Raw genomic sequence first — 24,980 nt, forward strand, 5'->3', positions numbered from 1 at the left:
ATATCGTCCCCGGGAGCCCATGGCGTGCCTGCAATCAGGGATTGCGCGTGGTGCCCATGCGGGTGTGCGCTTCCTCCGGGGTGGCGACATGCGATCCACCACGGGGACGCGCCGCGGCCGCAGTGCCCGCCGCCACCGGGGTGCCCCGGCCCCGCCCGGACGCGCTGTGGTTGGATCCGCCGCGGCCCACCATGGCCGCGAGCGCACCCGCGATGGCCGCGATCACCAGACCGATCGGCAGCGCCCACCACTTCGCGTTCGAACTCGAGCCCGAATCGGAGTCGGACTTGGCTTCGGTCGCCGGCTCCGGATTACCGCCGGACACCACCGAACCGGGGGGCGCACCGGGCGCGGACACATCCAGTCCGCTCAACTGACCCGCGATCTCCGGCGGCACGGTGGTGAAACCGTCGGCCTTGCTCCAGCGGATCTGCACCGGATTGCCGTTCTGGCCGCTGAAGGTCTGGGTGTAGACGCCGTCGGCCACCGTGGTGTCGGAGGTCGGGCTACCCAGCGGACCGTCGGTCGCCTTCAGATGTGACCACGCGGTGCGGATCGGGCCGCGCACCAGCCACGCGCCGTTCTGCGGGCTCCACTGGATGGTCGCGCCGTCCGCGGCGGAGAATTCGCTGTAGCGCGCGGTGCCCGCGACCGGCGCGTCGGACTCGTCGTTCACCGGGTAACCGATATCGGTGCTCGCACCGCCGAGCGCGAGATACTTGTCCAAGATCGCGCCGTACATCACCTTCGCGCCGGTTTCCGGCGAGTAGACGATCTTTCCGCCGCGATAATCCTGTGCGGCCCCGTCCGGCCCGAAAGCGTAGACGGCACCGACCTTTTCCCCGAGCGGCGTAGACGCGCCGCCCTTCTCGTCGTAGTGCGCGGTGATCGCGGCGTCCGCGTCGGCCGGTTGCGCACCGGCGCTCGGGCTCAGCAGCACACCGGCGCCGAATGTCGCGATCAATCCGCCGGCGAACGCGACGGCGGATAGGGATTTCTTCAAGCTCTTCATCGAAAGACTCCTCACAAGGGGCGACAGGGCTAGCACTTGCAGGCAATCTCGAAGCTGTCGGTCAGCGAACTTCGCCGGCCTTCGGTTTGGTGGCCACGCCGATGATCGCGGACAGCACGGCGCCCACCACACCACCGCCGGCGACCTGGGCGAGGATCTGCCCGAAGTCCAGCCCGCTACCCGTCGCGGCCTGGATGATCCCGCCGGTGACGCCGCCACCGACCGCACCCGCCGCACCGTTCACCAAGGGTCCGAGCGGGTTCTTCGAACCACCGATCCCGCCACCGACCACCCCGCCCAGTAATCCCAGAAGCCATTCCATGGGTTTCCTCCTTCGCAATGCCACGGATGTTGCGTACATCGAGACAAACAGCTGTTGTGGAAATCATCGAGTCTGGCGTCAAGACCCCATAGTGCCCCTTCGATCTACCCGGCATGATCGATTTCAATCGCAACCAGGTATTTACGCGGAAAATGCCGTCGTATGCGGCGGGAATGCGTGGCTGCCGCCGAGCGGACGAGAACCCGCAGGTAGGGGCATATCAACCGGCCACCGTTGCGGCCTGTCCCGGTGGTGCCCGAGGCAGTTTCGGTGGCACTTAACTCGTTTACAGAAACGCTAACATTTCTGGTCCGAATCGATTGCGCGCCATAAACTCTCAGACCCGACGGGTATTCGAGGGAAAGCAGCCGATGGGTAGACACCGCGCACCACGAAAGTCCGAAGTCACGATGCAGTTCGCGGTGGTCTCGACCGCCGCCGTGCTCACCGCGCTGGTCTGCACCCACCGCGACGGACCGCCGGCCGGTCGCTCCGCGTCGAGCCAGGACCACACGACCTCGGGCCTGTCCGGGCGTCCCCTCGTGCCACCGCCGGTCAGTGGGCCGGAAGCCGTACCGGAGCCGCCGATCTACCAGGCCCCACCCGCGCCGGTCGAACCGCCCGTCTCCCCCTGGACTCCGCCCGCGGCAACCCCGCAGGCAGCCGAACCCGAGGCTCCGGCACCGCGCGATGTCGTCGGCGGTATGACGGCGGCCTGGGTCGCCGGCACCCAGCAGGGCTACGACTGTCTCACCAGGATCGAACAGCACATCGCCGCGCACGTGCGTTCGGTAGTGGACCAGCGCCCGGTGTGATACTCCAGTTCGAGGCACCGTAGTACTGCGGTGCAATGTGGCTGCGGGCCTTGGGTTTCTACGGTCGGGTCATGTGGTTTCGAGCTTTCGCCCTCCCGATATGCACCGTGTCGGTGCTGCTGTCCGCCTGCACGACGGCCGCGGTCGCGCCGACGTCCGCGCCCGCACTCGCCGTCGCCGGCGCGGACCGCGTGCGCGACGACCTCGACGCGATGATCGGTTCCGGCGCGGTCGGCGCCGTGGCCACGCTCACCGACAACGACGTCAGCACGGTCGTCACCGCCGGTGTCGCGGATATCGCCGCGAAGTCTGCGATCGGCACCGATCGTCCGCAGTACGTCCGGGTCGGCAGCATCACCAAGACGTTCACCGCCGCGATCGTGTTGCAACTGGTCGCCGAACACCGTGTCGACCTCGATCAGCCGATCGAGACATATCTGCCGGGATCGGTCGCCGGGGACGGCATCGATGGACGCGCCATAACCGTCCGCCAGGTTCTCGGCCACCGTAGCGGACTGCCGCAGCCGGCCGAATCCCCCGACATCAACGAGTACACGGTGGCACGTGACGGCCGCACCTTCACTCCCGCGCAACAGATCGCCCTGGCCTTGGCCCATCCCGCGCGGTTCGCACCGGGGACCCGATTCGAATACACCAACACCAATTACATCGTCGCCGGAATGCTCATCGAAGCGGTGACCGGACACCGCTACGCCGACGAACTGCGCGACCGGGTCCTGACGCCACTGGGCATGTCGGATACGTATATGCCGGCGACCGGCGAAACCGGTTTGCGCGACCCACATCCGAACGGCTACGCCACGATCGACGGCGTCGTCACCGACACCACCCGCGTGGAACCGTCGGCGTTGTGGACGTCGGGCGCGCTGGTCAGCACCGGCGCCGACCTGAACCGCTTCTACACCGCGCTGCTGACCGGAGCGGTGGTGCCGCCGGCACTGCTGCCGCAGATGCTCGACGGCACGGACATGGGTTACGGCGACGGCATGTCCTACGGTCTCGGTGTCGGCTACACCCAACTCCCCTGCGGCACACAGTATGTGGGCCACGTCGGCGGCATAGCAGGCTTCTCGACCATCGCCGGCGCCACCACCGCCCGGGCGATCACCATCGCCTACACCGGCACCCCCGCCCCCGTCGGCATCCGCGCTCTACTCACCCACGCGCTGTGCGAGTGAGCGGCGACTCAGAGGGTTTCGGTTACCTTCTTCAGGCCGCGGGGGCGGTCCGGGTCGCCGCCGCGGGCGATCGCGAGGTGCAGCGCGAGCTGTTGCAGCGGCAGGATTTCCACGAGCGGGGACAGGGGTTCGGGGATCCCGGTCGGGAGGGTGACGCCGCCGGACAGCCCCGCCAGCGCGTCGGCCGTGCCGACACCGAATACGTCGGCGCGCAGCTCGGCGAGCCGGGACAGCACGGGCAGCATCGCGCGTCCGCCCACGCCGTCCGGCACGATCGCCAGCACCGGCACCGACGGATCGACGGTGGCCAGCGGGCCGTGCAACAGATCCGCGCCGGAGAAGGCCTGCGCCGAAAGATACGACGTCTCCATCAGTTTCAGCGCCGCCTCGCGCGCGGTCGGATAGGAGTACCCGCGCGCGGAGGTGATGAGACGCTGGGCGAACCGGTAGCGCTGGGCCACCCCGGCCAGGGACGCACCGGAATCGAGCACCCGGCTGCCCAGGCCGGGCAACTCGGCGGTGCCCGCGCCGTCGCCGCCCCGCGCGTAGTCGAGCAGCAGATACAGCGCGAGCAGTTCCGCGGTGTAGGACTTGGTCGCCGCGACCGCGCGTTCCGGGCCGGCCAGCACGTCGACGTGGATCTCGGCGGCAGCGGCCAGCGCGGAGGCCGGGTTGTTGGTGAGCGCCACGGTCAACGCGCCCTGGCGCCGGGCGACCTCCACCGACTGCACCAGATCGGGTGAGCCGCCGGACTGGCTCACCGCGACGAACAGCACGTCACGCAGGTCCGGGGCGCTGTCGTAGATCGTCATGGTGGACGGCGAGACCAAACCCGCGGGCAGCGCGTGCTGAATTTCCACCAGGTACTTGCCGTACAGCGCGGCGTGATCGCTCGTGCCGCGCGCGACGAACAGCACGAATCGTGGCTGATACTGTGCGATTCGGGCGGCCGCACGCCGGATGGCGTCGGTGCCCTCGGTGAGCAGCCGCTGCCACGCCGCGGGTTGTTCGGCAATCTCGCTCGCCATCAGGGCGCCGGGATTGTCCTGGTCGGTCATGTCACTCCTCGAAGTAGAAGGCTTATCCGGACAGGGCCGCCGCGCTGCGGTCCGGCAGCTGCCGCGCCAGTCGCACCGCGCCGTGCACCGGGTCGACGTCGAGCACGCGCACGTCGTCGAGTCCGCGCCCGGCGAGCGCGCGCCGTAACTCGGCTTGCAGCAGCGGCTGGTGCACCGCGAGCCCGCCGGCCACGATCACCGGCCCGGGGTAGGACAGTCGGTCGGCGACGGTGCCGACCAGGTCGGTCAGATCGGCGACGGCCGCGGCCAGGATCTCCCGGCCGACCGGGTCGCCGGTCGCCGCCATCTCGATGACCACGCGGGCGCGCCGAGCCCAGTATCTGCGGTCGGTGTGGTCGTAGAAATGGTCGAGCAGTTGTTCGGTCGAGCGCAGCCCGCATTCGGCGGCCAGCGCCCGGCCCAGCGGGTCGGCGGGCTCGCCGCGGTCCACCGCCGCGAGGGCCCGGCACACCGCCTCGCGCGCCACCCAGTAGCCGCTGCCCTGATCGCCCAGCAGGTAGCCCCAGCCGCCCGCGCGCGCGGTCCGGCCCGCGTGCCTGCCCCACGCCACCGAGCCGGTGCCCGAGATGAGCGCGATGCCCTCGTCGAGCCCCGCGGCCGCGAGGACCAGCTCACTGTCGTGCACCACTCGAATCATCGCATCGGGCAGGCGTTGCGCGAGCAGATCCTGCAGGCGCGCGCGACCCTCCGGGGTGTCGGCGCCCGCCGCGCCCGCGCACACGGCCCGGACCCCGTCGCCGCCGACGCGTTCGAGGATCAGATCGAGCTGGTGGCCGGCCGCGTCCGCGCCGACCGAGGCCACGTTGGCGCTGCCCGCCCGCGCCTGGGCGACCACGACCCCGTCCTCGGCCCGCACGGCCATCGTTTTCGAGCCGCCGATGTCCAGGCCCAATACCGCGGTCATGCGCGCACGTCCTGATCCCGCGCGACTGTGCGCCCGTCCGCGGGCCAGCGGCCGCCGTTGGCCCAGTAGTACTGAATCTCTTCGAGCTGGCGGCCCTTGGTCTCCGGCGCCAGCCGGTACACGAACCCGAAACCGACGATCGCGAGCGCGCCGAACACCGCGAAAGTTCCTGCGCCGCCCAGGGATTCGAGCATGGTCAGGAACGCACCCGCCACGATCGCGTTCGCGACCAGATCGGAGGTGAGCATCGCGCTCGACCCGGTCGAGCGCAGCCGCGCCGGGAAGCTTTCGCCCGCATACACCCACACCAGCGCCCCGAATCCGAAGGTGAAACCGACGGTGAACAAAAGCACGCCGAGGAACCCGAGCACGGTCAGCACCCCGCCGAAATCGGAGCCGGCCACGAATACCGCGATGAGCAGCGCGTTGGCCGCGATCATCATGCCGATCCCGGACAGCAGAATCGGCCTGCGACCCAGCCGATCGACCAGCACCAGCGCGACCAGCACCGCCGCCAACGCGGCCACCTGCACCAGTGCGGGCAGCACGAGCAGGGCGAAGTGTCCGCGGAATCCCATCGCCTCGAACAGCCGGGGGCTGTAGTAGACGATCGCGTTGATGCCGGTGATCTGGATGAAGAAGCCGAGCCCCACCACGAAAACCGTGGCCCGCAGATACGGCTTGCGCAGCATCTCCCGCAGCGCGCCGCCGGATTCCTCGCGCAGCCCGTGCTCGATCTCGGCGAGCTGGGCGTCGGTGTCGAGGTCCGGCTCGACGCGGCGCAACACCTGACGAGCCTGCTCGATCCGGCCCTTCATCACATACCAGCGCGCGGTATCGGGCAGCCGCAGCAGCAAGACGGTGGTGAGCACGGCGGGCACCGCCGCCAGACCGAGCATCCAGCGCCAGCTCTGCGTACCGGCCAGCAGATACGCCGCGAGATACCCGATGATGATGCCGATCACCGTGGCGACCTGGTACGCCACCAGCAGCGCGCCGCGCACCCTGGTCGGCGCGGACTCCGCGACGAACACCGGCACCACGACCACGGAAATACCGATCGTGATGCCCAGCGCGAGTCGCGCCGCCATCAGCATCGGCAACGCCGTCGAGCACGCGGCCAGCACCGCGAACGCGCCGTAGGTCGCGGCGACGAGCACCATCGACTTCTTGCGGCCGATCCGGTTCGCGAGCACGCCGCCCCCGATCGCGCCCGCGATCTCACCGATCACCACGGCCGTGGTGAGCAGTTCCTGCTGCCGGGTGGTCAACCCGAACTCGTCGGTGATGAACAGCAACGCGCCCGCGATGTTGGACAGGTCGTAGCCGTAGATCACCCCGACGCTGGCGGCGGCTACGCCGACCAGCACCCCCAACCGGGACGACGCCCGCAGCTCGGCCACGAACCCCATGTTTCTTCGCCTCTCACCGTTGATCAGGGAAGTAATTGGTGTACACCAATTTGCCGGTGACGAGATTGGCATACACCAATTCCGGCGTCAACTCCGGGGGCGGCGCGGTAGGTTCGGCGGCATGGGCAACACCACCGGAACCGCTCCGGACACCACGCAGCAGCCGCGCTACTACGGCACCAAACTGGCGCTGCGCCAGCTCATCAGCACACTGGAATCGTCCACCGCGCTCCCGCCGGAACGGGTGCTCGCCGAACAGCTGGCCACCTCGCGGACCACATTGCGCAAGGCCCTCGCCGAACTGGCCGCCGAGGGACTGCTGCGGCGGGTGCAAGGCAGCGGGACGTTCGTCGCGCCGCCCAAGGTGGTGCATCTGCAGCAGTTGACGTCGTTGACCGACGACCTCGATGCGCAAGGGCTGCAAGTAGATTCGCGCATCCTGGAGCTGACGGAGGTGGCGGCGGACGAGGTGGTCGCCGGTCGGCTCGGCATCGCGCCCGGCACCCGGATCCATCGCCTCGAACGCCTGCGCTCGGTCGACGGCGAGCCGCTGGCGATCGAGATCGCGCACCTCGCCGACAAGTTGCCGGACCTGCGCCGGCGCCTCGCCGACAAAGGCTCGCTCTACGCGACGCTGCGCGACTGCTACGGGATCGAGGTGGCCGGGGTGGAGGACACCGTCGAAACCGCGCTCACCACACCGGAGGAGGCGGCCCTGCTCGACGTCGCGGTCGGCTCCCCCACCCTGCTGATCCAGCGCCGCGCCTGCGATCCCGCGGACCGTCCCATCGAGTGGACCCGCTCGATCTATCGCGGCGACCGCTTCCGATTCGTCGCCCGCACCTGAACCCGGCGCGGTTCGGTCGGCGGACCGGACCGCCGATCGGCGTCGACAATCACTTCATGTGGCGGGCCGGTCAAGCCGATTCGCGGTTTTCCAGGCCGACCGCGTCGGCGAGTTCGCGGCGGTGGCGTTCGAGTTCCGGGTGATCGCCGCTGAATTCGCCCATGAAGTCGGCCAGCGCGTCGGCGATCGCATTGAGCTTCTGCTGCACCGCTTCATCCGAGCGCGACTGCGTGTTCTGCAGCAGCGCCACCAACAGGAACGTGATGATCGTGGTCGCGGTGTTGATCACCAGCTGCCAGGTGTCGATGCTCGGCAGCACCAGGAACGTCGGCGCCCACAGCAGCACCAGCAGCACGCAGAACACGAAGAACCCCGCCTTCGCGGTGAGCGCCGCGGCCCCGGTGGCGAAACGATCGAAGATCGTCAACTTCCCCCGTACGTCGGACGGCATCGTCCGACTCCCCCCACCACGTCGCGCCGTATCCCGCATTACTCATCCCATCCTCGAACACCGGTCACCCTCGGGTTAGCCCGGTTAAGCGCGCGCAAACAGGGACGCGCGCGGGCGGGTCAGCGAGTGGTCTCGGCGGGGTCCGCGCGGTCGACCGCCGCGGTGCGGGGGCCTTGCGGGTGTTTGCGGGTGACCAGCCAGCCGAAGCCCGCGGCGAGGGGGAAGATGGCGACGCCGTAGACGGCGGCGGGGATGGCCATCTCGGTGCTGCCCAGCACGCTGATGGCGATGGTGATGGCGATGACGCCGTTGTGGATGCCGACCTCCATCGAGCAGGCGATGGCCTGGCGGTCCTCGACGCCGAGCACGCGCGGGACGAGATACCCCACGGTCAAACTGATCAGGCAGAACAGGATCATGGCGACGCCGATGGCGCGGACATACGCCACGACATCGCCGCGCTGGTCGATGATCGTCGCGGTGATCACAAGCGTCAGCGTCAGCGCGGAACCGATCCGGACGGGTTTGTCCATCCGGTCCGCGAAACCCGGCGCGAACCGGCGCACCAGCATGCCGAGCATGACCGGAATCAGCACGATCGAGAACACCTGCACGGTCTTGCCGAACTGCAACCCCACCGTGCCCGACTCCCCCGGATCGAAATAGCCGAGGGCGAAGTTCGTCACCAACGGGACGGTGACCACCGCGATCACCGAATTCACCGCGGTGAGTGACACATTCAGCGCGACGTCGCCGTGGAAGAGATGGCTGAACAGATTCGCCGCCGTGCCGCCCGGCGAGGCCGCGAGCAACATCACCCCCACCGCCAGATTCGGTGACGGATCGAACAACAGCACCAGACCGAACGCGATCGACGGCAGCAACAGCAGCTGACAGGCCAGCGCGATACTGACGACTTTGGGGTTCTTGGCGATTCGCGTGAAGTCGGGCACGGTGAGCGAAAGCCCCAGCCCGAACATGATCACGATCAACACCAGGGGCAGACCCACGGAGACGAGCGGAGAGTCCATGGTGTCCTCCAATCGCAGTCACCGGCTTGCTCCGGCGCGCGCGGATAAATCCGAACCTGCCAGAAGTGTTCAGGGGACGCAAGATAACGTCACGCCCATAGAACTACGGGCCTGGCCGGTGCGCCCCGGAATCGGGGATATCACCACGGTCGGCGCGCAAACGCCCGCCGCGGTCAGAATTCCGACGATGATCCGCTGCCGCGCACCGTGATGTGGCGGCCGAGACCCGAATCGAGGCAGGAGGCCATGTCCTGCACGTACTGGTGCACCAGCCCAGGCTGATTCGGCCAGTAGGAACCACCGACGAAGTGCCCCAGTGCCTTTCCGCTGTACGCACCGTTGGTGCCGAGCACGAGTCCGCCCGAGTCGCCGAAGGTGAGCAGGTAGGACGGTCCGAGCTGCCAGCAGGCCGACCACTGCCGGGTGGTGTCGCCGAGTTGGGTGAGCGCGCCGCTGATCTGGCCGGCGACGCTGCCCGAGATCGCGCCGTAGGCGGTCACGTCGATCGGCGTGTACGGCGGCCGGGGCGTCCCGGCGGGTCCGGTGTGGTGCACGCCGAGGATCTGGTTGCGCTGGTCGCGCAGTTCCACCACCGCGTAGTCATAGCCCGCGCCGCCGGTGACCGCGGGATCGGACCAGTGGGTCACGATGCCGTCGATCCAGCTGGGTGTCCGCTGACCGGACGCATAGATCTGCACTCGCGCGCCGACACCGGTGACGAGGTGCCCGGCGGTGACGATCGCGGGTGTGTTCGTCGCGGTACGGCGGCACGACACCCCGGCGGTGGCGGTCCGGTTCGGTACCGCGTTCTCGCGGACCAGGTCCCGCAACTGCACGTGCGCAGCCGCGGGCAGCGGACGGGTGGTGACGTCGATGAGCGTCGCCGGACCGATCCGCCATTCGATCAGCAGTTGCAGGGCGGGTGCCTCCGCGAATCGTCGCTGCGCGCGCGGGTCCACCCGCTGTAGCAGCTCGAACGCGGTATAGCGACCGACCGTGATGCCGCTGTCCGGGCCGAGCGCACCGCATTCGATGAGCACGAGTTCGTTGTTCCAGCGGCCGCTCGGATCCGGCGCACTGCCGACTCCCCAGACCAGCTGCGGGGTACGGCCGTTCGCGACGGCATCCAGATGGTCGCGATAGCGGGCGGTCAGCGTGTCGACATTGCGGCGCAGGGTTTCCGATTCCTCGTCGACCGGATTCCACCACATACCCAACATCCCCAGTCGAATGACGCGATGATTCGTCTGCGCCGAGCCGTCGGCGGATCCTCATGATACTTCGAATACGTTCGGGTACAGCGCAAATGCGGCCACCAACGCTTTGGGGACGACAACCGGCACGCGCCCCGCAATCGCGCGGGGCGTGATCAATCCAGTTCGGCGGTGGCAGGCGCGTGCTCTTCGCTGATACGCAGGCGTTCGGCCAGTGCGGTGAGCAGTTCCTGCGATTCGTCGGACAGGTCGGCGGCCAGGTCGAGCAGTTTGCGCAGACTCTCGTTACACAGCCCGGTGAGCAGCGGGCGATCGCCGGACGCCGCTACCGGCTCGACGCCGCCGTAGAAGTAGTCGAGCGGCACGCCGAAGAATGCCGACAGTGCGGCCAGCAATTGTTCGGACGGATTGCTCCGAACACCTGAACGTAGTTGGGACAGATAGGAGTTGGAGACCGGGCAACCGGCTTCCTGCAAGGCGGCGACCACGCGCGCGTAGGTGTAGGGCTTGCCGATCGGATCGCGCACCGTGTGGAACAGCGCGTCGAGCCGCGCGGCCAATGCGTCGGCCGTGTCGTCGCAGGTCCCCGCCGGGGCTGCTTCCTGTCCCGAAATCGTCTTCACCAGTTCACCCACCCCACAAGAGAGCGATCCAACCGTGCACGTAACTTTTCCCAGAACAGCAGACCGTCCATGATCTCCGCAATCACTCAGCTAACAATGTGATCGAGGTCACCTAAGTAGGTATTACCTTCAACCACAGCCGTTTTCACGTCCACATCTTCTGGCAAACAAGAATCGAGGTGCGGCGGCCACGGCCGATAGGGCCATCGGCAATTCATCCGCAGGACCAAAGTCCCCGATCGGCCGCGTCGCCGGATCGCGGTATTTGCACCTCGATCCCACGAGTCAATCTCTACGCCTCGCACGAAACTTCACGACCTCATGCGCACTGAGCTGCGAAAAGAAAAATTCTACGAGCATTTACTAGACGAGTGTTGACTAGCCGACTCGACACTGCAACGCTGGCCTCGTGCGAGCGAAGAGCATCGACCTCACCGTGGAAGAGCTGGCCGCGCGCGCCGGCGTGCCCACCAGCACCGTGCGGATGTACCAGTCGAAGGGACTGCTGCACGCGCCGCGCCGCACCGGACGCACCGCGCGCTACGACAGCTCGCACCTGCAACGGCTCGAATTGGTGCAGCGCCTGCAGGATCGCGGTTTCTCGCTCACCTCCATCACCGAACTGCTCACGGCCCGCGAACAAGGCGCGACGGTGGCGGATCTGCTCGCCCTACCCGGCGGCCCGGAGGACTGGGTACCGCTCGGCCTGCGCGAGATCAGGGTGATGATCAAGGCCAAGGATCTGCGGCCCACCCTGCTGCGCAAGGCAACTCAGCTCGGGCTGGTCCGCTGGCGGCGCGGGCGCCCGCAGGCCCGGCGCTGGGCGCTGACCAGCGGGATGCGGGTCGCCGACCTCGATATCCCGCCCGCCGAGGTGCTCGACCAGGTGGTCCGGCTGCGCGCGCACACCGATCAGATCGCGGCCGACTTCGGCGATATCTTCGAACGCACCCTGTGGCCGCGCATCCAGGCCGACAGCACCGAAACCGACCAACTCGACCGGGTCCGTGCCCTGCTGGAGGAATTGACCGGCCTGGCCGAGGGAGTCGTGGTCAGCGCGTTGCGCGAGTCGGTGCGCCATCTCGCGGAAGAATTCGCCACCCGGCACGAATTGCTGCCCGCCGAAGGCGAACTCCCCGCCTGGCTGGACCGTCCGATCCCCGTGCTCAACGAGCGCCTCCTCGAACCCGCCGACGACGGCATCGAGGCGGTGGACAAATTCCTGGCCGCCGATCGATCTCCGGAGCAGTGACGAACGAATCCCTGTCTCAACCCCGATCTGCTTGCCCCGGACGCCGATCGCGAACGCGTGGTCGCCGCACTGGACTGCGCTAGGGCTTGTCCAGCCGGGCGATGCGCGGCGTGAAGTTCGTCGGGAAACCCGCGCCGTCCAGCACCTGGATCCGATCGGGATCCAAACGCAGCAGCGTGAACTGCGGGCTCTCCGGCCCGGCGGGGGCGAACATGCTCAGGTCGTAACCGACCGGCGGCGGTGTCGTCTGGAACAGATCCCACACCCGCCGCTTCTCCGCCACATCGTCCACCCAGGTGGCCACGGCCTCACCCTGCACGACATGCTGGGCCGGGCTCCAATACGAAAACGCCACAACCGGATTGGCGGCCAGGTGCCGCGCCTTCACCGGCGTCTTGCCCGTCGCGACCCAGCCGATCGGACGACCGTCGCGCACCTCCCACAGCGGATGCAGGATCCGCGACCGCGGGCGGCCCTTGCCGTCCACCGAAGTGACTGTGCACCAGACGATCTCCTGCGTGAACCGAACGAAGTCGGCTTCGATCGCCTCGAATGTTTCTGCCATGCGGCACCTCCTCGGCTCGATCGTAGTGCGGGGTCACGACAACTCCGGCCGGCGCTCGGCTCAGCGTTCGCCGGCCGGCTCCGCCGCGCAGGCCACGTCGCGCTCCGGCCGTTGCCCGGTGGTCAGGAACGCGGTGACGGCGTCGTTCAGACAGGTGTTGTCCTTAAACAGGTAGGCGAGGTGGCCACCCTGATCCGCGGTCACCAGCCGGGCACGGCCGCCGAAGGCCTGTGCGAGTTCCCGCGCGCCGGACAGCGGCGTCGCCGGATCCCGGAGATTCTGCACGATCAGCACATTCGACGGGCCGCGGTCGCCGATCCGCACCGGCGGTTCCACCGGGTCGGACGGCCAGTAGGCGCACGGCCAGACATTGGCCGCCGCCGCGCCGAACATCGGGTAGCGGACCCGGTCGGTCGCGACATCGGCCTGATAGCTGAGATCCGAACGCGGCCAGGCGGTGTCGTTGCACAGCACGTGCAACTGGCTGGACAGGTAGTTGTCCAGGTCGGGTTGCTCGGCCTCGACCGGCGGCGTCTGTTCCAGCGCACCGGTACTCGCGGCCCGCCACAGCTCGGCCAGCGCGGGCAGGTTCTTGTCGTAGTAGAGCAGCGCGAAGGTGACCTGCCGGAACTGCGAACCATAGCCGCCGCCCGCGGGATTCGGTATCGCGTCCAGCTGCGCCGCCAATTCGAAGTACTTCGCGGTGACCTGCTCGGGCGTGCCCCCGAGACCGTATTCCGGATGGCCCGCCGCGAATGCCGCGAAATCGGGGAACCGATCTTGGAACCCCTCGCCCAACCTGCGCGAGTGCAGGCTGTCGAAACCGCCCGGCCCGACGGCACTGTCGAGCACGACGCGGTCGGTGCGCTCCGGGAACAGCGACGCGTACACCGCACCGAGATAGGTGCCGTAGGAGATCCCGTGATATGACACCGTCTCCTCCCCCAGCGCCGCCCGGATCCGGTCCATGTCGCGCGCGGTGTTCGCGGTGCTGACGAACGGCAGAGTCGCCGCCGACGCGGACGTACCGCATTGCCGCGCAATATCTTTCACCACCCCGGCACGCTGCGCCACATCGATCGGATCACGAGCGTAGGGCGGGATATTGCTCGTCCGCTGGGCCGGGGACAGCGCACACGTGACCGGCGCGCTGTGGCCGACCCCGCGCGGATCGAAGCCGATCACGTCGTAGCGGTCGAGCACACGCTGCGGCAGCCCGAGCGTTTTCAGGTCAGCGGGAAAACTCAGCCCCGCCCCACCCGGACCGCCGGTATTGGTCAGCAGCACGCCTCGGCGCTGTGCCGGATCCGCAGTGCGCAACCGGGAGATGGCGACCTCGATCTGCGGTCCGTCCGGGTTCCGGTAGTCGAGCGGCACCTCGAGCACCGAGCATTGCAGGCCGGGTGCGGTGACGTCGGCCGGACAAGCGCCCCATGCCAAGCCGGGCGTAGCGGTGGCGACCGCGGGCGCCATCGAGGCCGCCACGAGGGCGACGAGGACCGGCAACACGGTTTTTCGCATGGTTTCTCCTTTTCTGAGCGTCCGATCGGCGACACGGGGGCGCAAGACCACGGCGCCTGCGCCGATCCGCCCTATGCTGGGTCGTGCCGTGAGGCGTGGCGGCGTCCACACGGTGCACGGGGAAGCGACCCGCCCAGTAGTACTGCTGGGCGGGTCTTCCGCGCCCGGCCCCTAGATCCAGCCCTTTTCGCGGGCTTTGAGTGCCGCCTCATACCGGTTGGCGACCCCGAGTTTCGCCATCGCCGAGGACAGATAATTGCGCGTGGTGCCCGGTGACAGGTGCGCGCGGCGCGCGATGTCCTCCACCGACGCACCGTCGATGGCGTATTCGAGCACATCGGCCTCGCGCGCGGTGAGCAGTGTGTCGCCGGCGCTGATGGCTTCGGCGGCCAGTTCCGGATCCACATAGCGGCCACCGCCGTGCACGGTGCGGATCACCGCCGCCAAGGTCGCGGCCGAGGTCGTTTTGGGCAGGAAGCCCCGCACGCCCGCGGCCAGGGCGCGTTTCAGATAGCCCGGCCTGCCGTGACTCGTGACGATCAGGGTGGCCGCGCCGGGCGTGAGGCGTTGCAGTTCGACGGCGGTCTCGATGCCGTCGATGCCGGGCATCTGCAAATCGATCACGGCGACGGCAATCGGCGCGCCCGCCTCGCTGCGCCGCCGCCACGCGGCGACGAGTTCCTCGCCGGAGCCGACATGGTCGATCACCTCGAGATCGGTTTCCAGGTCGAGCATGGTCGCCAGGGCGGCCCGGACCAATGTTTCGTCATCGGCGAGAAACACCGGAATCATTCGTTCTCCCAACGTATCTCGAGGAGGAACTGCTCGTCGGAGGCGAGCACGTCGAGGGTTGCGCCGATGGCCGCGAGCCGTTCGCCGACCCCGCGCAGCCCCGAACGCGCACCCGGCGCGCCGTGCGGACGGTCGTTGCGCAGCGACATCCCGGCGGCCCCGAGCGCGAGCACCGCCGTAGTCGCCGCAGAATGCTCCACGATATTCGTGGTGCCCTCCCGCACCACCCAGGCGGCGACCTCGTGGCAGCGCGCCGGAACGTTCGCCGGATCGCCTTCGACGTCCAACCGGCAGCCCACCGCCGACAGCAGCGACCGCGCACCCGCCACCTCGTTCATCAGGTCGATGCCGCGGTAGCCGCGGACCAGTTTGCGCATCTGATCCATGGATTCGACGGCCAGTGTCCTGACCTCGTCCATCTCGGCGGCCGCCGGTTCGCCCTTGCCGGACCGGGAAAGCACCGCGGCGAGTTCGCTTTTCACCGCGATCGCGGAAAAACTGCGGCCCACCACATCGTGCAGGTCCCGCGAGAAACGCAAACGCTCTTCGGCGACCTGCAATTCGGCTTCGACCGCCTTGGCCCGATCCAGCTCTTCGACGACCCGCAGGCCCCACAGCGTGAGCAATGTCGTTCCGACAAGGACGATTCCGGCGAGGTAGGTACCGCCCGCGAAGCCGAGCACCGCCAGCGGCGACGATCCGTAGAGCAATCCGGTGACCAGCGCGATCCCCAGGGTCGCCCACCATCTGTGCCGAATGAAGGACACGAGCGTGTAGGTGGCGAGGATGGCGGTGTAGAGCCCGGTCACCGCCGCCCGATCCGTGACGTCGTCGTCGGTGGCCAGGCGAGCGATCAGCGCGAACGTCAGCAGAATCCCGGTCAGCACCGCGACCGCCACCGGCAGGACCCACCGGCGCGAGACCCATCCGGCCGACCTGACGAACTCCGGCTGCACCTCCAGCGCCAGGATCGCCGTGACGCCGGCGGCCAGCACCCCCGCCACCGCCCAGGGCTCGCGCACGGTGAACGCCATCACGATGACCACCGCGGCCACGCTCGACTGCAGGGTGAGCCTGGTGTAGAGCCGGAACTTGGCCGGTCCGGACAGCTCGTGCCACCAGGTGCTCATCCGGTTCAACCGCGGTCGTCCCAGCGGAAGCTCTTGCGGGTCAGCGCGAGCGCCAGGACGGTCCATATCGCCAGTGTGGCAAACGGACGGCCGAGTTCGGCGCAGGTGCCCGCGAAGTCGAGCGCCGGATCGGCGGTGGCCGCGGTGGCCAACCGGCCCGACGCGCCGAGTGAGACCAGATCCGAGACGGCCGCGAACGGCGTCCAATCGGCCAGATCGGCCGGGCGGTCCGGCAGCACCTTCCGGATGGACGCGAGGCCGAGCATCGCGATCGTCATCACCGGCAGCGAGGTGATCTGCGCGGCCTCGGCATTCTTCGTCACCGCGCTGGTCGCCAGCGCGAGCAGGGAGAACAGCACGATCCCGCCGAGCAGCGCCAGCACGATCGCCGCCGGGTTGACCGGAGCGGGCGCGCCGGTGCCATATACCACCGCGGCGACGACCACCGTGCAGGCCAGCGTCGCGAGCGCACCGGGCACGGCCGGGGCGAGCATGATCTGCCAGTCCGCGGACTCACCGGTGCGCAACCGTTTCAGCACGCCTTCGCTGCGCCGGGTCGTCACCATCGACAGCACCGAGTAGTACTGCACGAACAGCAGGGCCGAGAGCGCGAGCAGTTCGAACGTCACCGCCGCGGTGGACGTGGTCGGCGCGGTGTCCTTGATCGCGATGAAATACAGCGCCAGCGGTATGCCGACCGGGAACAGCGTCGCCATGTACATCAGCGTCTTGTTCCGCCGGAATTGCAGGTACTCGGCTTTCGCGAGCGCGGCCAGCGGGCGGCGGCGAAACGTGGTGCCGGTGGACGTCAGGGTGGTCATCGGGCTGCTCCGATCAGTTCGGGGGCCGCGGCGGCGACCGGTTCGTCGGCGATGTCGAGGAACACCGATTCGAGAGAGGCGGCACGGGCCTCCAGGCCGCCCAGCTGCAAGCCGTGCGCCCGCGCCCAGCCGAGCAGTTCGAACAGATGCCCCTGCAGATCGTGCGTGGTGACGGTGACGCGCGCCTGCGCGTCGAGGTGTGCGCCGGGCAACGGCGGCAACGGCAGGCCGGGATGATCGAAGACGATCCGCGCCGGATGACCGTCGACGATCTCGCGCAGCGTGCCCGCCCGCGCGACCGTCCCCTTGTGCATGATCGCGATCCGGTCGGCCAGCGCCTCCGCCTCGTCCAGGTAGTGCGTGGTGAGCACCATGGTCACGCCGGACGCTTTCAGATCGGCGAGCAATTTCCAAGTGCCCCGGCGGCTTTCGGGATCGAGGCCGGTGGTCGGCTCGTCCAGGAACAGCAGTCGCGGCTGTCCCAGCAGCGCGCACGCCAGATCGACGCGGCGCTGCTCGCCACCCGACAGCGATCCGACCCGGACGTCGGCCCGGTCCGTCAGATCGACCAGCTCGAGCACCGTGGCGCTGGTCGTCGGGTTGGTGCACGTCCCGCGCCACATCTCCAGCGTTTCGCGAACGGTCAGCTCGGCGGGCAACCCACCCGACTGCAACATGATGCCGACCTGAGCGCGCACCTGTGCCCGGTCCCGGCGCGGATCGAGGCCGAAAACCTCCACGACACCGTCGGACGGCGCGGCCAGCCCCTCCAGCATGTCGAGCGTCGACGTCTTACCGGCGCCGTTGGTGCCCAGCAGGGCGAAGACCTCCCCTTCGGCGACACGCAGATCCACCCCCTTGACCGCCTCGAACGCCTTCTTCCCGTGACCATAGGTGCGGCGCAGTCCCCGAGCGGCGATGACCTCGTCATTCCGCCGCCCCGGCCGCGCCCCGAACGTTGCACTGTTCATGCCTTCAACGATCGCGAACCCAGCCCACCCCCAGTAGTAAGCCCAGTCACCGAATCCCGTGCAATCCCCCACGAACCCACCATGACAAATGTCATCGGGCGTCGCGCGACGTGCGCTACGCCAGCAATTCGTCCAGCTCGGCCCAACTCGCTGCGGCCGTCCCGCGACCCCGCATCCCGTGCACGTTTTCCACGGCGAGACAACCGATTCGAAGCAACACCGGAACGTTCACGTGCCGCACCGCCAGCCAGCGCCGCTGGTCATCCAGCGTGCCGAACCGGGCGAGGGTCTTCCCCACCGACGCGGCGCCGACGAGCGCGTGCGCCGCGAGCAGGAGCTCCTGTCGCAACGCCTGCCGCCTGGCATCCAGATCGGCGCTGCCGGCCACCGCGTACGCCTTCGCGTGCACGTGGGTTCGAATCACCACTTCGGTCGCGAGCACGCTGAGCGACGGGGTCAGCAGACCCGACCGCAGGTTCAGGCCGTTGCCCGCGGACGGCCCGAGGTAGACGGCATGCGCGAACTTCCTGAGTTCGCGGTTGTCGAGTTCGTACAGCAGCGACGACCCGGGTAGCGGAAGGCTCATCGGCGTGACGAAGTCCGCGGCCAGATGCTTCACCCACAACACCAGCGCTTCCGCGCTCGACTCGACGGTACGAAACCGGCCGGCGCGCGATACCGACTCCATCTCCCCGTGATCCCAACGCACGCCCCGGAATTCGCCGGTGCGGATCTGTCGCAGCGCCTCGAAGGGCCGTGCGAGATCGTGGCCGGCCGACCGGACCCGATGTGCCCGGCCGCCGAATCCCGGCCCGGTGTAGTCGATCGGCAGCCGCTTCGCGGCACGCTCCCATCGGCGCATGCGCTGTGTCCGGCCGACCGATCCGAGCGCGTTCGCGACGCCCTGATCTATCGTCGAGTCGAACCACACCCCCAGTGCCCCGAGCAGGCCTGCGATGCCGACCGCCACGAGATCGTCTCGCTCCCAGGCGATCCGCTGCCGAGTTCGCCACCGCTCGAATTCCGCTCGTTGCACCGCGGTGAGCGCGGCGTCGAGATCGATCTCGGACCAGTCACGCGCTGACCGCAGCCGATCGTTCGAGTCCGTCATCTCCGCATACGACACGGGTGCCGGTACCGCGACGAGGGGCAGCGGCCCCGAATCATCCTCGCGGAGCGCTTGTTCGGTGGCCTCCTCCAGTTCGGCCAACCGCCGGCGGATGGTGTCGAGGTTGCGATCGATCGAGTCGTCCATGTCAGCCCGCAGCCTCGGGCACCCGGCTGAGTACGAGTTCGAGTGCGCCCGCGGATATTTCGGCCTGCTCGCTGCGTTCCTGGAGTTCGTCCCGCAAACGCCGGTTCTCGGCCGAGAGCTTGGCCTTGTCCGCGTTGAGCTGACGGATCCGGGCGATCAGTCGCGCGCGATCCGCGACCACCTCGTCCAAACGCTGTTGCAACGCCAGCACCACGCGGCGGCGCATTTCGTCTTTGTTCGTTTCTTCGGCGAGGACGACCCGGTTGATGAGGTCGAGTCGCATCGCGCCCGCCACGATCTGCCCGGCCGTCCATGGGGTCCACCGCGCGCCGGTCGCGGCGACGCCGGCTGTCGCGATCCCGCCCAGCCCGGTGACCAGCGCGGTGCCTCCGGCTACGCCGAATCCACCCGCTGCGAGCGAGCCACCGCCGAGGGTCGCCAAACCGGCCGACGTCGCCGCGGCGCCGGACAACCCGGCCGCGGTGCCGATCGCAGTACCGATGAGTGGGGCGGCCCAGCCGGCGGTCGCGACTCCGACACCGAGACCGACCGCACCGGCCACCGCCACCCGTCCCCAGCGAATATTCTTCCGCCGCAACCGCCGCACGAGCGCTTTGTGCTCTGCCAGCATGGCCGCGAGGTCGGTCTCGTCCGCTTCTGGAAAACGAGCGGCGGACGCCTGCAGCGACTCTCGGCGGGTCTGCTCATGCCAGTGCAGTTTGCCCGGCCACGGATCGAAGAGCACCAAATCGATGAGCATCAACAACGAATGCTTGCGAGACACCGCCCGCTGCGGCGCTTGCGTGGCATGATCGGCCACCCGCGCCGCGGCAACTTCCGGCTCCGCGTCTTCGAGCAAGGCCACCAGCTCAGCAACGAAAGACGAGTCTCCCCGCCCACTTTCGACCTGCCGCAACGTCCCCCGCAACTGACCCACCGCCTCATCGCGAACCGCACGCTTCGCCGCCGCGTCGCGCGCCACCCGCGTAACCGCCAGATCCGCCTGCATCAACGCGATCTGCATAGTCGCCAAGGCGACCGACTCCACCCCACCCACCCCGAACTCGTCGTCGCCCACCTGCGCCCCACCCTCCCTCGATTCGGCCACTTCGAAAGACGGTATCCGGCGGAACACCGATGCACAGTCGATCGAACGCCCGACAAGGCATTCACGAAGCGCTCAGTGGCAGCGGTGCCTGTTCGGCCGCCACACCGCCGCTCAGCATCACCACGCACGCCGTCGCCCAGTCGACTGACGGGATCCGAGCATCCCGTCGGCAGCTGGCCTCGGCCGCGTGGCGGGTAGCGGAAGGTCCGCTCGGCGGTGATGCTGTCGATATGCCGATCGATCGCCGAGTGATCTCATCGCCGGGTGCGCGCGGAGCGCGGTCGATGAGTCTGCGTCGGGTCTTTCTCAGCGTTCTCCTGGCTGCGGCCTTGTTGCCGGTCGCCTGTGCTCGGTCCGACGCAGGTGAGCCGAACGCGCAACTGCCGCTGGCGCTGGTTTATGACGGGCCGCAAGGCTGTGCTGATTGTGCGGGGGCGATGGGTGAGGTGCTGCGGCGGGCACCGCAACCGTTTCGGGTCGAGTATGTGGGGCCCGGGACCGGGAAGCCGCTTACCGCGGCGGTTTTGGCGGGTGCGCAGCTTTATGTCCAGCCCGGCGGGGGCTCCGACCTGGAGGCGACCTGGCGTGATTTGGGTGGTTCGGCCGAGACGATTCGCGACTGGGTCCGTGGCGGCGGCAGTTATCTCGGTGTGTGTTTCGGCGGCTACCTGGCCGGGCGCGATCCCGGATTCGACCTGCTGCCCGGCGACACCGACGGCTACATCGACGCGCCCGACACCACCGTCCCCGACGCCCGCGACACCGTCATACCGGTCGACTGGCGGGGCACGCCGCGGCACATGTATTTCCAGGACGGGCCCGCTTTCCATTTGGATCAGGGTGCCGCTGCGACCGTCCTGGCGACCTACCCCAACGGATCGGCCGCGGTGGTCGTCGCCCGGTACGGCAAGGGCCGGGTCGGGGTGAGCGGCCCGCATCCGGAGGCAGACGAATCCTGGTATGCGGACAAGGGGTTGACCAATCCGGACGGTGTGCGCTGGGATCTGGCCTTCGAATTGATCGAGGCAACGGTCGCGCGCAGGTGATCCGATGGCGAAATGCGGTGCTGCCCTATGGCTCTAGCGAGGGTTCACTCGTTGTCCGGCAGACGCACGATGTGCGGGACGCCGACCGGATTGCTGATCCAGTGGGCAGCCATGCCCGCGGGCAGCGGTTCCAGCTCGTCCTGCACGGCGACACCTCGGGCGGCAAGGTATTCGGTCGCGCGATCGACGTCGTCGGTGAACAATTCCAGCCACAGGTCGGCGTGGGCATAGTTGTCGACACGGTCGAGCCACAGGGTTACTGGCCCGAACTGTACTGCGGCACTTCGGATCACGCCAGCAGCGACGGGATCGCTGCTGTCTTCGGTGACCGCCATGCCCAGAACGTCACGGTAGAAGGCGACGGTCCGGTCGAACTGGGCCCTGGGAAGCTTCATGGCGATGTTGTGTCCACCGCGGAAGGGGGGTGTCATGGTGTTGTTGTTCTCCTATGTCCGATCGAGGTGGTCGTGCAGCGCGCTCAGGCGGCTGTCCCAGGTGTGCGCGAGTGCGGCGAGATACGACTGGGCCACCGCCATCGGCCGGGTTTGCAACCGGTAGCGGATCCGGCGTCGCTCACCGGGTTCGGCGCGGACGAGTTCGGCCTCGGCGAGCAGGCCGAGATGTTTGGTGATCGCCTGGCGCGAAATGGGCAGGCGGGCAGCCAGATCGGTCGCGGTCGCCGGGCCGCGCGCGGCAAGTTCGGCGAGCAACGCGCGACGTGTCGGGTCCGCCAGGGCGGCGAATACCGCCTGGGCGACCAGTTCGGTCTCGAGATCGTCAGGCCGCGGCATCGAGGTACTCGGCCAGCTCGGTCAACTCCATTGCCCAGCCCTTGACATTGCCGTCGTACGCACCGGCCTGTTCGCCGGGCAGCTGGGCAAAGCCGGTTTCGGTCACCGTGAGCCGGGTGCCGGTCGAGGTCGGGGTCAGCAAGAATTCCACGTGTGTCCGGCGCGGATCGCCGCTCGGCAATCCTTCGATCGCCCAGGTGAACGAGAATCGGCGGGGCGGCTCGACGTGCTGGATCCACAGGGTGTGCGGTCCGTCCGCCGCCCACCACACCCGCGCTGTGCCACCGGGACGTAGCTCATCGATTTCGGCTCGGGATCCGAACCAACCACCGAGCCCTTCCGGCGTGGTCAGGGCGTGCCACACCTTCTCGGGAGGATGCTGCAGGTCGAGAACACGCTCGATGCGATCAGGTAGGGGCACCACAGTCTCCGGATATAGCAACTAAGAGGTTGCCATACTATATCGCAACCAAATGGTTGCAACAACCGTTGAGAGGTACCCAGGCGGGTGCCGCACACAGACTCAGCTGCGGTCGTCCGCGGCGGTGAGGAGCTTCTCTTCACGGATCGGATTGCGGGGCAGGGCTTTCGAAGCCCGATCGGGCGGCCACCAGCAGAAATCGCCCAGCAGTTTCATGATGGCGGGGACCAGCAGCAGACGGACGATGGCGGCGTCGATGAGCAGCGCCGTGACCAGACCCAGGGCGATGTATTGCATCATGACGAGGTCGGAGAGCGCGAAGACACCGGTGACCACGATGAGGATCGCAGCGGCCGCGGTGATGATGCGGCCGGTGTGCGCGACGCCGGTGCGGATCGCGTCGGCGGTGGACTCCCCCGCGCGCCGGGCCTCCACGATGCGAGCCAGCAGGAAGACCTCGTAATCGGTGGACAGACCGTAGATCACGGCGACGATCAGCATCAGGACCAGCGGCATGATCGGCTGTGCGGTGAAGCCCAGCACACCGGACCCGTGCCCTTCGACGAAGACCCAGGTGAGGACGCCGATGGTGGCGCCGAGGCCGAGCAGGTTCAGGGCCGCGGCCTTAAGTGGCAGCACCAGCGAGCGGAAAGTCACGAACAGCAGCGCGGTCGTCGCGAGGAACACCAGTGTGAGCATGAGCGGTAGCCGGTGCAGCAGCGCGTCGATACTGTCGCGCTGCGCGGCCGGCTGACCACCCACCAGTAGCGTTGTCCCGCTGGGCAATTCCATCGAGCGCAGATAGTCGATCGCCGCGTCGGCCCGGTCCGAGCCCGCCAGGACGGTGTCGGTGGTGTAAACGAACGGGTCGGCCGGGCCCGGTAGCGGTGCGGGGAACGGCGCGGCCAGACCCGGCGCCTGATTGGCCCGCGCGAGTACCGTCTCGATATCGGCGGTGCGGTAGGTGATCATGACCAGCTGGATCGGATCGATCCGCCGCAGTGGAAAGATTTCGTCGAAGTGCTGCTGCGCCAGCCGAGTCGGGTCCGTCGGCGGCAGGAACTTCTCGGTGATCCCACCGAACGTCACGTGTTGCACGGGGGCGACGAGCAGCAACAGCCCGGTACACACCGACACCGCGACCAGGAGCGGCCTTTTCATGACCGCCCCGGCGACCCTCCCCCAAATATTCTGCCGCACATCGTCTCCGGCCCGGGCTCGGCGAAACCAGGCGAACCCCAGCGCATCCACCCGCGGGCCGAGCACCGCGAGCAATGCGGGCAGCACCGTGAGCGCGGTCAGCGCCGCCAGCGTGACGGTGACCATCGCACCGTAGGCGAACGAGCGCAGAAATCCCTGGGGGAACAGCAGGATCCCCGCCGCCGCGGCCACCACGACGGTCGCCGAGAACACCACCGTCCGACCGGCGGTCGGCACCGTCCGCCGGACCGCCGCCGCGCTGTCGTGCCCCGCGGCGAGTTCGTCCCGGAACCGGCTCACGATGAACAACCCGTAGTCGATGGCCAGACCCAGTCCGATCATCGAAACCACCGGCGAAACAAAGGAATTCACCTCGACCACAGCGGTGATCCCGCGGATCACGCCCCAGGCCGCGAGCACGGTCAAGCCGCCGACCACGAGCGGCAGCGCCGCCGCGACCACCCCGCCGAAGAGGAAGAACAGCAGCACCGCGACGATCGGAATCGCGATCAATTCCAGCCGCCGCTGGTCGCGCACCATGGTGTCGCTGAGCGCGCCCGCGACGGCCTGCCCGCCCGCCACCTCCATGTCGACGCCCGGAATGTCCAGTCGGCCGGCCACTTTGCCGTAGTTGCGCAGCAGCGTGGTGTCGTCACCGCCGCGCACCGCGACGGACGCGAACGCGTGCGCGCGGTCCGCGGAACCGAACAGGTCCGGCAGTGTCAGGCCGGTTTCGGTCGGCCAGTACGTCCCGTTGATCTTCGCGATCTCGTCCGGAAAGCGCCGCGGCAGCTCGTTCAGTCCCGCGACGATCGCAGCGGCGAACACGGGATCGTCGATCGTCTTTCCGGCGGGCGCATGGAACAGCAGCAGGAGATCACCGCTGTGGTCACGGCCGAATACCTCGTCCCGCAGCCGGGTGGCCTGTGCGGATTCCGAGGTCGGATCGTCCCAGCCGCGCGCGCTCAGTTCGTCACCGAGCCCGAGGCCGTACGCACCCAGCGCGAGCATGGTGAAAACGACGACGCCGAGCACCGCGAAGCGCCGCCGGACGACGAAATCTGCCCACTGTCCGAAATCGGCGAACAAACGCCGCCTCCTCCTGTGCGTGTGAATTGTTCGACTCGACGGAGCCGCCTGGAACGTACCAATGGCAGCGTGTCCCGACCATGGGAAACGCCGGAGTTCCGACAGCACA

The 24,980-nt window shown here is 68.4% G+C and carries 26 protein-coding genes; 5 read left to right on the plus strand and 21 right to left on the minus strand.

Going from position 1 to position 24,980, the window contains the following annotated elements; translation table 11 throughout:
- Positions 1–34 precede the first annotated feature (34 nt).
- A complete protein-coding gene (locus TY25_RS40655) occupies positions 35–1,012 on the minus strand; it encodes an LGFP repeat-containing protein (protein ID WP_081868982.1) in 978 nt (325 codons plus the stop codon).
- Between the two features lie 61 nt (positions 1,013–1,073).
- Positions 1,074–1,334, minus strand: a complete 261-nt coding sequence (locus tag TY25_RS20130; protein WP_042258319.1) for a hypothetical protein — start codon at positions 1,332–1,334, stop codon at positions 1,074–1,076.
- A 371-nt stretch (positions 1,335–1,705) separates the two neighbouring features.
- Here TY25_RS20130 and TY25_RS20135 point away from each other — a divergent pair, with 371 nt between their 5' ends.
- Together TY25_RS20135 and TY25_RS20140 are read left to right on the plus strand one after the other, a co-directional pair.
- On the plus strand, positions 1,706–2,149 hold the full coding sequence (locus tag TY25_RS20135; protein ID WP_146153989.1) for a hypothetical protein: 444 nt from the start codon (positions 1,706–1,708) through the stop codon (positions 2,147–2,149).
- Between the two features lie 71 nt (positions 2,150–2,220).
- Positions 2,221–3,348: a serine hydrolase domain-containing protein gene (locus tag TY25_RS20140; RefSeq protein ID WP_226887367.1), complete on the plus strand. Its 1,128-nt coding sequence runs from the start codon at positions 2,221–2,223 to the stop codon at positions 3,346–3,348.
- An 8-nt stretch (positions 3,349–3,356) separates the two neighbouring features.
- On the opposite strand, the gene TY25_RS20145 is transcribed toward TY25_RS20140, so the two are convergent.
- From TY25_RS20145 to TY25_RS20155, 3 genes are read right to left on the minus strand one after another with little or no spacing between them, the layout of a single operon-like run.
- Positions 3,357–4,376 carry an SIS domain-containing protein gene (locus TY25_RS20145; RefSeq protein WP_201773684.1) on the minus strand — a complete coding sequence of 340 codons (1,020 nt, stop codon included), beginning with the start codon at positions 4,374–4,376 and terminating at the stop codon, positions 3,357–3,359.
- A 52-nt stretch (positions 4,377–4,428) separates the two neighbouring features.
- Entirely contained in the window at positions 4,429–5,331 is a 903-nt protein-coding gene (locus TY25_RS20150; protein WP_042258327.1) for an N-acetylglucosamine kinase, read from the minus strand.
- The gene (locus tag TY25_RS20155; protein WP_042258328.1) at positions 5,328–6,743 is read right to left on the minus strand and encodes a sugar porter family MFS transporter; all 1,416 of its coding nucleotides are present in this window, start codon (positions 6,741–6,743) and stop codon (positions 5,328–5,330) included. The genes TY25_RS20150 and TY25_RS20155 overlap by 4 nt, the downstream gene beginning before the upstream one ends.
- 121 nt (positions 6,744–6,864) lie before the next feature.
- On the opposite strand from TY25_RS20155, the gene TY25_RS20160 reads away from it, so the two are divergent.
- The gene (locus TY25_RS20160) at positions 6,865–7,590 is read left to right on the plus strand and encodes a GntR family transcriptional regulator (protein ID WP_042258330.1); all 726 of its coding nucleotides are present in this window, start codon (positions 6,865–6,867) and stop codon (positions 7,588–7,590) included.
- A 70-nt stretch (positions 7,591–7,660) separates the two neighbouring features.
- Here TY25_RS20160 and TY25_RS20165 read toward each other — a convergent pair whose 3' ends face one another.
- The 4 genes from TY25_RS20165 to TY25_RS20180 form a co-directional block, all read right to left on the minus strand.
- Positions 7,661–8,041 carry a low affinity iron permease family protein gene (locus tag TY25_RS20165; protein ID WP_042258332.1) on the minus strand — a complete coding sequence of 127 codons (381 nt, stop codon included), beginning with the start codon at positions 8,039–8,041 and terminating at the stop codon, positions 7,661–7,663.
- Between the two features lie 119 nt (positions 8,042–8,160).
- On the minus strand, positions 8,161–9,072 hold the full coding sequence (locus TY25_RS20170; protein ID WP_042258334.1) for a bile acid:sodium symporter family protein: 912 nt from the start codon (positions 9,070–9,072) through the stop codon (positions 8,161–8,163).
- A gap of 173 nt (positions 9,073–9,245) precedes the next feature.
- On the minus strand, positions 9,246–10,283 hold the full coding sequence (locus TY25_RS20175) for a hypothetical protein (protein ID WP_042258335.1): 1,038 nt from the start codon (positions 10,281–10,283) through the stop codon (positions 9,246–9,248).
- Positions 10,284–10,441: 158 nt separating this feature from the next.
- Positions 10,442–10,909, minus strand: a complete 468-nt coding sequence (locus TY25_RS20180) for a helix-turn-helix domain-containing protein (protein ID WP_370466275.1) — start codon at positions 10,907–10,909, stop codon at positions 10,442–10,444.
- 409 nt (positions 10,910–11,318) lie between these two features.
- Between TY25_RS20180 and TY25_RS20185 the strand changes: the two genes are divergently transcribed.
- Positions 11,319–12,161: a MerR family transcriptional regulator gene (locus TY25_RS20185; RefSeq protein WP_042258336.1), complete on the plus strand. Its 843-nt coding sequence runs from the start codon at positions 11,319–11,321 to the stop codon at positions 12,159–12,161.
- 79 nt (positions 12,162–12,240) lie between these two features.
- Here the strand turns inward: TY25_RS20185 and TY25_RS20190 are convergent, their stop codons facing one another.
- From TY25_RS20190 to TY25_RS20225, 8 genes are all read right to left on the minus strand, one after another.
- A complete protein-coding gene (locus TY25_RS20190) occupies positions 12,241–12,726 on the minus strand; it encodes a pyridoxamine 5'-phosphate oxidase family protein (protein ID WP_042258337.1) in 486 nt (161 codons plus the stop codon).
- A 60-nt stretch (positions 12,727–12,786) separates the two neighbouring features.
- Positions 12,787–14,247: an alpha/beta hydrolase gene (locus tag TY25_RS20195; protein WP_042258338.1), complete on the minus strand. Its 1,461-nt coding sequence runs from the start codon at positions 14,245–14,247 to the stop codon at positions 12,787–12,789.
- A 171-nt stretch (positions 14,248–14,418) separates the two neighbouring features.
- A complete protein-coding gene (locus tag TY25_RS20200) occupies positions 14,419–15,039 on the minus strand; it encodes a response regulator transcription factor (RefSeq protein ID WP_042258339.1) in 621 nt (206 codons plus the stop codon).
- Positions 15,036–16,169, minus strand: coding sequence for a sensor histidine kinase (locus tag TY25_RS20205; RefSeq protein WP_042258340.1), 1,134 nt, complete (start codon positions 16,167–16,169; stop codon positions 15,036–15,038). Before TY25_RS20205 ends, TY25_RS20200 begins: the two co-directional genes overlap by 4 nt.
- Before the next feature lie 5 nt (positions 16,170–16,174).
- Positions 16,175–16,990, minus strand: coding sequence for an ABC transporter permease (locus TY25_RS20210; protein ID WP_042258342.1), 816 nt, complete (start codon positions 16,988–16,990; stop codon positions 16,175–16,177).
- On the minus strand, positions 16,987–17,961 hold the full coding sequence (locus TY25_RS20215; protein WP_042258344.1) for an ABC transporter ATP-binding protein: 975 nt from the start codon (positions 17,959–17,961) through the stop codon (positions 16,987–16,989). Before TY25_RS20215 ends, TY25_RS20210 begins: the two co-directional genes overlap by 4 nt.
- 115 nt (positions 17,962–18,076) lie before the next feature.
- On the minus strand, positions 18,077–19,216 hold the full coding sequence (locus TY25_RS43495) for a hypothetical protein (protein WP_042258428.1): 1,140 nt from the start codon (positions 19,214–19,216) through the stop codon (positions 18,077–18,079).
- Position 19,217: 1 nt separating this feature from the next.
- Positions 19,218–20,324: a hypothetical protein gene (locus TY25_RS20225; RefSeq protein WP_146153990.1), complete on the minus strand. Its 1,107-nt coding sequence runs from the start codon at positions 20,322–20,324 to the stop codon at positions 19,218–19,220.
- A gap of 284 nt (positions 20,325–20,608) precedes the next feature.
- Between TY25_RS20225 and TY25_RS20230 the strand changes: the two genes are divergently transcribed.
- On the plus strand, positions 20,609–21,370 hold the full coding sequence (locus TY25_RS20230) for a BPL-N domain-containing protein (RefSeq protein WP_042258431.1): 762 nt from the start codon (positions 20,609–20,611) through the stop codon (positions 21,368–21,370).
- 44 nt (positions 21,371–21,414) lie between these two features.
- Here TY25_RS20230 and TY25_RS20235 read toward each other — a convergent pair whose 3' ends face one another.
- From TY25_RS20235 to TY25_RS20250, 4 genes are all read right to left on the minus strand, one after another.
- Complete coding sequence (locus tag TY25_RS20235; protein ID WP_088606860.1) at positions 21,415–21,765, minus strand: VOC family protein; 351 nt, start codon at positions 21,763–21,765, stop codon at positions 21,415–21,417.
- Positions 21,766–21,816: 51 nt separating this feature from the next.
- Positions 21,817–22,161, minus strand: a complete 345-nt coding sequence (locus tag TY25_RS20240) for an ArsR/SmtB family transcription factor (protein ID WP_042258351.1) — start codon at positions 22,159–22,161, stop codon at positions 21,817–21,819.
- On the minus strand, positions 22,148–22,582 hold the full coding sequence (locus TY25_RS20245) for an SRPBCC domain-containing protein (protein WP_042258433.1): 435 nt from the start codon (positions 22,580–22,582) through the stop codon (positions 22,148–22,150). The genes TY25_RS20240 and TY25_RS20245 overlap by 14 nt, the downstream gene beginning before the upstream one ends.
- A 102-nt stretch (positions 22,583–22,684) precedes the next feature.
- Complete coding sequence (locus TY25_RS20250; protein WP_042258353.1) at positions 22,685–24,871, minus strand: MMPL family transporter; 2,187 nt, start codon at positions 24,869–24,871, stop codon at positions 22,685–22,687.
- Positions 24,872–24,980: the final 109 nt, after the last annotated feature.

The organism is Nocardia brasiliensis NBRC 14402, from assembly GCF_000308475.2.
Classification (GTDB): Bacteria; Actinomycetota; Actinomycetes; order Mycobacteriales; family Mycobacteriaceae; genus Nocardia; species Nocardia brasiliensis.

What these genes read in the sequence shown, in the direction of transcription:
- TY25_RS40655 (WP_081868982.1), bottom strand. Translation starts at nt 1,012, where the DNA reads ATGAAGAGCTTGAAGAAATCCCTATCCGCCGTCGCGTTCGCCGGCGGA.
- TY25_RS20130 (WP_042258319.1), bottom strand. Translation starts at nt 1,334, where the DNA reads ATGGAATGGCTTCTGGGATTACTGGGCGGGGTGGTCGGTGGCGGGATC.
- TY25_RS20135 (WP_146153989.1), top strand. Translation starts at nt 1,706, where the DNA reads ATGGGTAGACACCGCGCACCACGAAAGTCCGAAGTCACGATGCAGTTC.
- TY25_RS20140 (WP_226887367.1), top strand. Translation starts at nt 2,221, where the DNA reads ATGTGGTTTCGAGCTTTCGCCCTCCCGATATGCACCGTGTCGGTGCTG.
- TY25_RS20145 (WP_201773684.1), bottom strand. Translation starts at nt 4,376, where the DNA reads ATGGCGAGCGAGATTGCCGAACAACCCGCGGCGTGGCAGCGGCTGCTC.
- TY25_RS20150 (WP_042258327.1), bottom strand. Translation starts at nt 5,331, where the DNA reads ATGACCGCGGTATTGGGCCTGGACATCGGCGGCTCGAAAACGATGGCC.
- TY25_RS20155 (WP_042258328.1), bottom strand. Translation starts at nt 6,743, where the DNA reads ATGGGGTTCGTGGCCGAGCTGCGGGCGTCGTCCCGGTTGGGGGTGCTG.
- TY25_RS20160 (WP_042258330.1), top strand. Translation starts at nt 6,865, where the DNA reads ATGGGCAACACCACCGGAACCGCTCCGGACACCACGCAGCAGCCGCGC.
- TY25_RS20165 (WP_042258332.1), bottom strand. Translation starts at nt 8,041, where the DNA reads ATGCCGTCCGACGTACGGGGGAAGTTGACGATCTTCGATCGTTTCGCC.
- TY25_RS20170 (WP_042258334.1), bottom strand. Translation starts at nt 9,072, where the DNA reads ATGGACTCTCCGCTCGTCTCCGTGGGTCTGCCCCTGGTGTTGATCGTG.
- TY25_RS20175 (WP_042258335.1), bottom strand. Translation starts at nt 10,283, where the DNA reads ATGTGGTGGAATCCGGTCGACGAGGAATCGGAAACCCTGCGCCGCAAT.
- TY25_RS20190 (WP_042258337.1), bottom strand. Translation starts at nt 12,726, where the DNA reads ATGGCAGAAACATTCGAGGCGATCGAAGCCGACTTCGTTCGGTTCACG.
- TY25_RS20195 (WP_042258338.1), bottom strand. Translation starts at nt 14,247, where the DNA reads ATGCGAAAAACCGTGTTGCCGGTCCTCGTCGCCCTCGTGGCGGCCTCG.
- TY25_RS20200 (WP_042258339.1), bottom strand. Translation starts at nt 15,039, where the DNA reads ATGATTCCGGTGTTTCTCGCCGATGACGAAACATTGGTCCGGGCCGCC.
- TY25_RS20205 (WP_042258340.1), bottom strand. Translation starts at nt 16,169, where the DNA reads ATGAGCACCTGGTGGCACGAGCTGTCCGGACCGGCCAAGTTCCGGCTC.
- TY25_RS20210 (WP_042258342.1), bottom strand. Translation starts at nt 16,990, where the DNA reads ATGACCACCCTGACGTCCACCGGCACCACGTTTCGCCGCCGCCCGCTG.
- TY25_RS20215 (WP_042258344.1), bottom strand. Translation starts at nt 17,961, where the DNA reads ATGAACAGTGCAACGTTCGGGGCGCGGCCGGGGCGGCGGAATGACGAG.
- TY25_RS43495 (WP_042258428.1), bottom strand. Translation starts at nt 19,216, where the DNA reads ATGGACGACTCGATCGATCGCAACCTCGACACCATCCGCCGGCGGTTG.
- TY25_RS20230 (WP_042258431.1), top strand. Translation starts at nt 20,609, where the DNA reads ATGAGTCTGCGTCGGGTCTTTCTCAGCGTTCTCCTGGCTGCGGCCTTG.
- TY25_RS20235 (WP_088606860.1), bottom strand. Translation starts at nt 21,765, where the DNA reads ATGAAGCTTCCCAGGGCCCAGTTCGACCGGACCGTCGCCTTCTACCGT.
- TY25_RS20240 (WP_042258351.1), bottom strand. Translation starts at nt 22,161, where the DNA reads ATGCCGCGGCCTGACGATCTCGAGACCGAACTGGTCGCCCAGGCGGTA.